The sequence below is a fragment of the Candidatus Auribacterota bacterium genome, assembly GCA_026392035.1.
Taxonomy (GTDB): Bacteria; Auribacterota; Tritonobacteria; order UBA1439; family UBA1439; genus JAPLCX01.
The window spans coordinates 1-7,406 of sequence record JAPLCX010000077.1 but is presented as its reverse complement, the minus strand read 5'-3'; the positions used below and the strand labels follow the sequence as shown (position 1 = coordinate 7,406).

Genomic DNA, 7,406 nt, shown 5'->3' with positions numbered 1-7,406 from the left:
GGGTCCCTTGGCGCCCCGAACGATCCGAACCCCGGGCTGTCAAACGTCGACCTAAAAACTACCATCTCCTCACGAAACCACGCCACTTGATGGGCAACCTCCCTCACCGAAATCGCCCGCACTAAGTAAGCGCCATTCGGGTCAGGCCTCGACGGATGACAGAGAGGGATCGTGATGATGATATTGGTCAGTAGTCATGGTCTGGCCCTGAAGCTTCTTGAAAGCCTTGAAAGATCTGAATAAACAATAGCCCCGAGGCTGAAGCCTCGGCTACAAGCATCGGGCCGGAGGGGAAGCGCTACTGCACCGTTACCGGCGTCTGGGCAAGGTAGCCCGAGATGACATTCCGTACGCTCGGCTTTTGTCCCGAAGGAACCAGCCCCACGATGACCTGGTATGAACCGGACACGCCCGAGGGAATCTTGATGTTGAGGAGGTGCCCGGAATAGGCGCGTGTGAGCTTCTTTACGCGAGTGATGTACGCGTACAAACCGCCGCGGACCCGTCCGGGCTTGTTTAAGACCATGGAGTATTTCTTTCCCCCTCCTACAATCACCGCCCACGCGTCGAAACGCTGATTGACGGGTTGGACAGTCACGTCAACGGTGAATTGGTTCCCCGCGGTGAGCGTGGTGCTATTCAGAGTTATGGAAACGCCTGGGACAGGGGGCGGAGGAGGAGGCGGAGTAGGCGTGGGCGTGGGACAGGTGGGCGGGATTGGCCCAAATTTCCATTTATCGTTGAGGGTGGTCTGACCCACCGGGAGGTTCACATTCCACTGGAGGCCAACAGACTGAAGGGCGTTGTTGGGATTGATGTAATTCTGGAGACCGATGCCTGTTCCTGCGGGATCGCCTATTATATGATTCCAGATCGTGCCGTATTCATTCAGCTCATAGGCACTGGCGGATAAGATAGGGTCAGGCATAATCTGCTCATACCAGTTGCCCGCCTGATTGTACGCCACTACGGTGCCGGTCGTGGAATTGTAACATCCTGAGCAGGTCCCATCCCCCTGCATATAGAGGGCCCCGGCGTGCGTGAACACACAGTTGAGCGGCCCACCGGAATTGTTGGTGATGATCCAGGTGAAATCGACTTCCTTGTCGTTATTCACATAGGAAACCTTCTGCGTTACCTGAAGGCTGCCATCTGCGCTATTGACGATCGTGCTGAGCGTCCAAGGGTCGTTTTCGGTGCCACTGCCATCAGGGGTACCTTCCTGGCTCACAAAAGCCCACGGAGTGGGAAGCACGGTCACTGATGTTCCTGCGGGATGAGAAGCAAAGTCAGGGCCGTACAGATTCCCGGAATCGGGGAAAAAGGCGAAGAAGCCGCTGTCGGCCCACTGCGACGTATTCGGATTGAATTGCCAATATGAATCTGTCCAAGGCTTATACAAAACCTGCTCGCTGAGGTCGCTTGCAACATAGGTGGTCAGTGGGTTGGAACTCCCTCCTTCATAAACACTGGAGATAATGGGCTGTGCGAATAGGGGAACCGCAGCGACAAGTGGAAACAACACAAGACCCAGCATCACGCAGAACAATTTTTTCATCTTAGCCTCCTTTGATTGATAAAACATTATAGCACAATCTATATCGCTCTGGACAGGCTTTTGCTTCCATTTGCTGATGCTCAACTTAAAAGTTCGATCTTAAATGAACCGCGTAGCCGAGACTTAAGCCTCGGCTACAAAGTGGGAGACCCGGCAGTATGACCTACTGTACCGTCACGGTCTTCTGGTCCAGGTAGCCGGGGATAACATTCCGCACGCTCGGCTTTTGCCCCGAAGGAACCAGCCCCACGATGACATTGTATGAACCGGACACGCCCGAGGGAATCGGGATGTTGAGGAGGTGCCCGGAGTACGGGCGCGTGAGCTTTTTCACGCGAGTGATGTACGCGTACAAACCGCCGCGGACCCGTCCGGGCTTGTTTAAGACCATGGAGTATTTCTTTCCCCCTCCTACAATCACCGCCCACGCGTCGAAACGCTGATTGACGGGCTGCACGGTCACGTCAACGGTGAACTGGTCCCCGGCAGTGAGCGTCGTGCTGTTCAGGGTTATGACAATGCCCGGAGCGGCGGGCGGAACCGGCGGCGGAGTGGGGGTGGGGATAGGGGGCACGTTAGGCCCGACTCTCCACTTGTCATTGATAATGATCTGATCCCCGTCCGCGAGAGGGGTCACATTCCATTGGAGCCCCGCGGCCATAGGGAGGTAATCGGAATTGATGGTATTATCAAGGCCTGGACCTGTTCCTGGAGGATCCCCTATTATGTTGCCCCAGATCGTGCCATAATCGCTCACCTCAAACGCGTCGGGCGCGGGATTGACGGGCGACAGCTCCTCGTACCAAGTCATTGCCCCGTTGTATCCCCCCACGGCGCCCGTTGAAGAATCGCTGTATCCGAACGCATTGCCGTCCTCCTGCATGTACATGGCTACGGCGTGCGTGAACTGGCAGTTGAGATCGCCACCGGATGTGTTAGTGATGGTCCATGATAGGTTCACCTCCTCTTCGGTGTTCACGTAGCTGATTTTCTGCTCAACCTCAACCTCATCGAGAGCACTTTTGACCCTGGTGATAACCGTCCATGGATCGCCGTTGCTGCCACTACCATCTGGTTCAGTATCCTGGTAAACTTGTGTCCATGGAGTGGGAAATGCGGTCACGGATGTTCCGCCTGGATGGGAATTGAAATCAGGCCCGTACACAGTCTCGGAATCGGGTAAGAAAACGAAGAAGCCGCTGTCGGCGAGATGCTGCGTTGAAGGATATACCTGCCACTTTGACTCATCGTACGCTGCCTGTGCGCTGAGGTCGCTTGCGACATAGATAGTTAAGGGGTCGGAGTTCGCATTTTCATAAATATTAACAACACTCTGTGCGAACAGCGGGAATGTGGCGGCGAATGGAAGCAACGCAAGACCCAAGATCACGCGGAACATTCTTTTCATTTTACCCTCCTCTGTTCACATTGCGGTGATGTGAGAAATCACACTACGTACTACGAATAACATGTTGTATATCGCATGGCCATTCGTATTCTGGCTTCCCCGGCAAGGTGGGCCTTTCGTGGCCTTTCCTAATCTGATCTACGTGCGGTTATTATTCCCCCTCACTCCGAGACGCTCACGGCCGGCCCGCCAGCGGGCTTCTCCGGCTGCGTGGGGACAGGTTGCGGCTTCTCGCGCTGTTCGTCACCATGCCCGCGCCAGTGACCCTTCCCTCTCTGCTGCCCGTGCTTTTCGCCGCGGCGCTCCTCCTTCAGAGAGCTCATTTTCTTGAATTGCTCGGGCGTGAGCGTCTCTTTCATCTGAAGGATATTTTTGACTCTCTGATCTATGCGCTGTGCCTCCAAGCGCTTCAGTTCGGACGTGATGCTCTCGAGCTTACCCTTGTCAGGCTTCTGCTTGTCCAGCTCCTCGCGAAGCTCCCTGCGCTTCGTCTTGAGCGCCTGCTGTAGTTCCCGCATCGCGCTCTTATTCGCCTGACGCTGCGTATTGAGCTGCTCCATCTGCGCGGGGGTCAGGTTGAGCTCCGTGAGGCGCTCTTTGAAACGCCCTTCCTTGTGCTCCTGTCCCGCACCCCCCATGGGGCAAGGAGTCTGTGCGCGCGCCGTCACCAGCACAAGGAGCAGCGCGCCAACCCCTAGTACCGCATATGCGCCTTTGAATCGTGCTCTCATCTCTGATGCCTCCTTTCGTACCTCGGCCTGTGTACCACACATCGTAGTGGCCCCGCTTCAATAACCGCGCGAGCGGTCATCACCCCTCTACCAACCTTAGACGCGGCAAAGCCGCGAAAAGTTCCCTCTATATCAGATATTTTTCCACGATGGTGCCGAAGTTGACGGAAACGATGCCGTCATAATCCATGTCGCCGTCAACAGGGCTTTCCGCGCCGTTATTACCCTGATATTCCAGGGCAATGAACTGCTCCTTCATGTAATCGTGTACTCCCTCGACGTCACCGGATGACAACCGTGCCCCTCTGCCGGCGGTAGACGGCACACGGACCAGAAACGCCACGATAAGACTGACCACCGCCAGCGACGCCGCGGCATAGACGGCTTTCCGGATGGTAAAAAGTCGTTCCCATCCGCGGCGCAGCGCCACGCGCACGCCTCCTCCCCGCTCCTGATCGATCCTCCGCGCCACCTTATGCCAGACTGACGCCGGTGCGCTGCTCAACTGCGCATGCCTGAAGGGTTCAACGGCGGCGCATCGTACAGCCTCCTTAAACTGCCTGCACCGGGTGCAGGCCGCGAGGTGCTCCACGACCTCCCCCCGCGCGCCTTCATCGAGTTCCCCGTCGATGTAATCGGCGGTAAGCAGCCCTCGCATCTCCTCACAGTTCATCGGCATTATCCCCCCCGTGCTGTTCGCGTGCCAGAAGCGCTTCCCGGGCTCTCTGGAGCCTGGAGCGCACCGTGTTTATAGGAATCTTGAGCACGTCCGCGATCTCCTTATAGCGCAACCCCTCCATTTCCCTCAGGACAATGCACGCCCGCTGATCGGGATTGAGTGCCTCCAGCATGGCGTTGACGCGCGCCACGTTGTGCTCCCTTCCAATCGCATCGTGCGTCGCACAACGTTCGTTCCCGACTGCGATGGCGTCATTGTACTCGACCTGTCTCATCCGCTGTCTTCGCATTTTCCTCGTGGCGTTGAGCGCGCTGTTGATCGTGACCCTGTAGAGCCACGTGGTAAACGAGGACGCAAAGCGGAATCTTTTAAGTTCCCTGAATACCTTCAGGAACACGTCCTGCGTCACCTCTTCCGCATCGGCCCGGTTGCCGGTAACCTTCAACGCTATCGTGTACACATAATCACACGTCGCCCGGTATATCTTCTCGAAGGCGCCTCTATTGCCTTCCGATGCCTCTCTGAGGATTTCCCTCGGCAGTGCCTGCATTGATTCCTTTACTATATTAGACACATTATACAGGCAAAAAGTTCCCTTCACCCCACTATCGCACCAGGGGAGATTACTGTCAGATTTCCGGCACGTAGGTCGTGCGCATGTGGGCCGAGCGCTCGGTGAGCTCTGTCACGCGCTCCGCCACTCCCTGCTCCAGTTCCAGGACGGCCGCCACCTCGGCGATCTCCCACCCCTTCTCGAGCGCGAGCAGTATCAGATCCAGCTTTTCATAGGGGATGCCGATCGCCTCCTCGTCGGTGATGCCGGGGACGATGTCGGGAGAAGGAGCTTTGTTGATAATCCGTGCGGGAAGATCGAGGGCGCGGGCGAGCTCTCTCACTTGTGTCTTGTACAGCCCCAGGAGCGGCATCAGATCGGCCGCATCGTCGCAGCCGTGCTTCACGAAGAAGCCGATCCTGTACTCCGTCTTGTTCGCGGCGCCGACCACAAGCCTGTTCTCTCGCTCAGCATTGAGATAGAGCAGGACCATCCTCAGCCTGTGCTTGATACGGTAGTATGCGGTGCAATTCTTGAGGTAGTAATCCAACTGCTTGTCGTGGATACCGAGGATGCCCGCCGAGAAAGGTGTTTTTCCCGTCTTTCTCTCGAAATAGGCGTGCGCCTTGTGGGCCAGTTTGGCTTTGATATTTTCAGGCAGCGGGAACCTGTGCAGGAAAAATAATTTATATGCCCCGATCTTCCTCAGGTAGGGGGTGATATTGATAAGTTTCGTCTTGATACCCAGCTGCGCGGCGAAACTGAGGGCGTCTTTTACATGCTCCCGCCGGGAGTCCCTGTCAGGCATCACGATGGCAAGTGTCTTCTCCGGACCCACTGCCCTCGCACACAGGGCCGCGGCGACCGCTGAGTCAATCCCGCCGCTCAACCCCAGGATCACTCCCTCGCGCTCCAGTTTCTCTACATGTTCCCTGATGAAGGATTCAAGTGAGCGGGCCAGCGGTCCCGCATCAACTCCTATCGAGGATTTGAGCTCTTCAAGTTTTGGGGCAGGAGCGGCAACCATAGATCTTTTAAACGAATCAGGGCTATCGGGTGCTCAGCCAATTAATTCCGGCGTTACCATCCACCTGACAGCCCACCCTCCGGCGGCATCCCCTTCGAGACAGAGGACGGAGCCCGTCGTGAAACTGACTATCTTCTTCCCCTCATCGCCGCAAAGGAGCCGTGCCGCGAGAGAGCTCAGGTGGGGAAGATGCCCCACGAGCATTATGTCTTCATCCATCGCATTCAACCGCTCGGCCCACGCGTCGCTCTCCGCGAGCGGATCAAGACCGTCATCCTGTGCTGCGCCGGAGGGCGAATCCAGCCTCGTCGCAAGCAGCTCGGCCGTCTGTCGCGCTCTCAGCTTGCCGCTATGCATGATGCTGCTCACCGTGATGCCGGCTCCACTGCGAAGAAAATCAGCAACCCGAGCGACGTCAGCCAGCCCTTTGGCGGAAAGCGGCCGCTCCGGGTCTTCTTCCTTGGGCTTCGCGTCTCCGTGCTGGACGAGGTAGAGCTTCATAGGGTTATACGCCGAGGGCTGAGGTGAGCGCGCGCCTTCACCTCCCGCCTCACTTCCTCATAAAAGTCCGTCTCATAACTGTCATTGCGAGGAGTCCCGTCCCGCTAAGCGGGAGGACGACCCCTCGGGTCGGATTGCCGCGCTCCCCCGCCATTGCGGGGTCGCTCGCAATGACATGGTGGACATTTTGAGACAGCCTCATCAAGGGGGAGGATCTTTAAAGTGAATCTCCCCCCAAAGGTGCGGGGTGTGCATCAATGAAAAGTGACTATAAGCATTATTCGTCCAGCAGCGGCTTCCAACCATTAGGGAAGGGAACGGCGAAGGTGACGCCTTCAATGACTCCACCGAACAAACGAGTGAGGAACATCCCACAGGCCTCGCCCAGGCCAGGCCAGAGCATCGAGATGGTTTTGCCGCTTTCCGATTTGGCCTCCATCGGCTGCATATAGAATTCGGTGCCGGAACGGGCCAGATTCGTCGCCGCCCGCTGCAGCTTATGCCCCGCTTCTCTCCGGTACGCTTTAAAGGCCTCAGACTTCCCCTCTTTTTCACCTGCCGGCGGCACGGCAACAGGCGCCTCCTTCTCTCCGCCTCCGGAGGCCACGGAAGTGGGAGCTCCCGTGTTCGCCTCTTCAGCAGATAATCCAACACTGACGCATAAAACTCCCCCCAGGATTACACCGATTGCCAGCAGCACGCACGTATGTTTCACATTCTCCTCCTTTCGGATGCGATATCAGAAATTCTACCATAGTAACCAGAGAGAAAGAACAGTCTAAAGCTACTGGAGTTTCCCCATTTTTTAGAAACTAAGTACACAGTATCATAAATATGATGACATATAAATATTGCTTTTCAAGAACGGATGCGGCACAATACGAAGACAAAGAAGGAGGCGTATTGTGCCCAGAACAAGCCCATTCAAGATTATACTCTCTTCGGAAGA

8 protein-coding genes are annotated in these 7,406 nt (G+C 56.5%); all 8 read right to left on the bottom strand.

Features of this window, described 5'->3' with window-relative positions; translation table 11 throughout:
• Positions 1 to 298 precede the first annotated feature (298 nt).
• The 8 genes from NTX71_07960 to NTX71_07925 all read right to left on the bottom strand — a co-directional run bounded on the left by NTX71_07960 (position 299) and on the right by NTX71_07925 (position 7,172).
• Positions 299 to 1,558 carry a hypothetical protein gene (locus NTX71_07960; GenBank protein ID MCX6339838.1) on the bottom strand — a complete coding sequence of 420 codons (1,260 nt, stop codon included), beginning with the start codon at positions 1,556 to 1,558 and terminating at the stop codon, positions 299 to 301.
• 163 nt (positions 1,559 to 1,721) lie between these two features.
• On the bottom strand, positions 1,722 to 2,966 hold the full coding sequence (locus NTX71_07955; GenBank protein MCX6339837.1) for a hypothetical protein: 1,245 nt from the start codon (positions 2,964 to 2,966) through the stop codon (positions 1,722 to 1,724).
• A 161-nt stretch (positions 2,967 to 3,127) separates the two neighbouring features.
• Positions 3,128 to 3,697 (bottom strand): periplasmic heavy metal sensor, encoded by a 570-nt coding sequence (locus tag NTX71_07950; protein ID MCX6339836.1) that lies wholly within the window; start codon positions 3,695 to 3,697, stop codon positions 3,128 to 3,130.
• 127 nt (positions 3,698 to 3,824) lie between these two features.
• The gene (locus NTX71_07945) at positions 3,825 to 4,376 is read right to left on the bottom strand and encodes a zf-HC2 domain-containing protein (GenBank protein MCX6339835.1); all 552 of its coding nucleotides are present in this window, start codon (positions 4,374 to 4,376) and stop codon (positions 3,825 to 3,827) included.
• The gene (locus NTX71_07940) at positions 4,360 to 4,926 is read right to left on the bottom strand and encodes an RNA polymerase sigma factor (GenBank protein MCX6339834.1); all 567 of its coding nucleotides are present in this window, start codon (positions 4,924 to 4,926) and stop codon (positions 4,360 to 4,362) included. The genes NTX71_07945 and NTX71_07940 overlap by 17 nt, the downstream gene beginning before the upstream one ends.
• A gap of 79 nt (positions 4,927 to 5,005) precedes the next feature.
• Positions 5,006 to 5,956: an NAD(+) synthase gene (nadE, locus tag NTX71_07935; protein ID MCX6339833.1), complete on the bottom strand. Its 951-nt coding sequence runs from the start codon at positions 5,954 to 5,956 to the stop codon at positions 5,006 to 5,008.
• A gap of 33 nt (positions 5,957 to 5,989) precedes the next feature.
• Positions 5,990 to 6,457: a phosphohistidine phosphatase SixA gene (sixA, locus tag NTX71_07930; GenBank protein MCX6339832.1), complete on the bottom strand. Its 468-nt coding sequence runs from the start codon at positions 6,455 to 6,457 to the stop codon at positions 5,990 to 5,992.
• A 277-nt stretch (positions 6,458 to 6,734) separates the two neighbouring features.
• Entirely contained in the window at positions 6,735 to 7,172 is a 438-nt protein-coding gene (locus NTX71_07925) for a hypothetical protein (protein MCX6339831.1), read from the bottom strand.
• Between the last annotated feature and the right edge of the window lie 234 nt (positions 7,173 to 7,406).

Bases quoted from the DNA above. Each gene is read 5' to 3' on its own strand.
- NTX71_07960 (MCX6339838.1), bottom strand. From the start codon at position 1,558: ATGAAAAAATTGTTCTGCGTGATGCTGGGTCTTGTGTTGTTTCCACTT.
- NTX71_07955 (MCX6339837.1), bottom strand. From the start codon at position 2,966: ATGAAAAGAATGTTCCGCGTGATCTTGGGTCTTGCGTTGCTTCCATTC.
- NTX71_07950 (MCX6339836.1), bottom strand. From the start codon at position 3,697: ATGAGAGCACGATTCAAAGGCGCATATGCGGTACTAGGGGTTGGCGCG.
- NTX71_07945 (MCX6339835.1), bottom strand. From the start codon at position 4,376: ATGCCGATGAACTGTGAGGAGATGCGAGGGCTGCTTACCGCCGATTAC.
- NTX71_07940 (MCX6339834.1), bottom strand. From the start codon at position 4,926: ATGCAGGCACTGCCGAGGGAAATCCTCAGAGAGGCATCGGAAGGCAAT.
- nadE (MCX6339833.1), bottom strand. From the start codon at position 5,956: ATGGTTGCCGCTCCTGCCCCAAAACTTGAAGAGCTCAAATCCTCGATA.
- sixA (MCX6339832.1), bottom strand. From the start codon at position 6,457: ATGAAGCTCTACCTCGTCCAGCACGGAGACGCGAAGCCCAAGGAAGAA.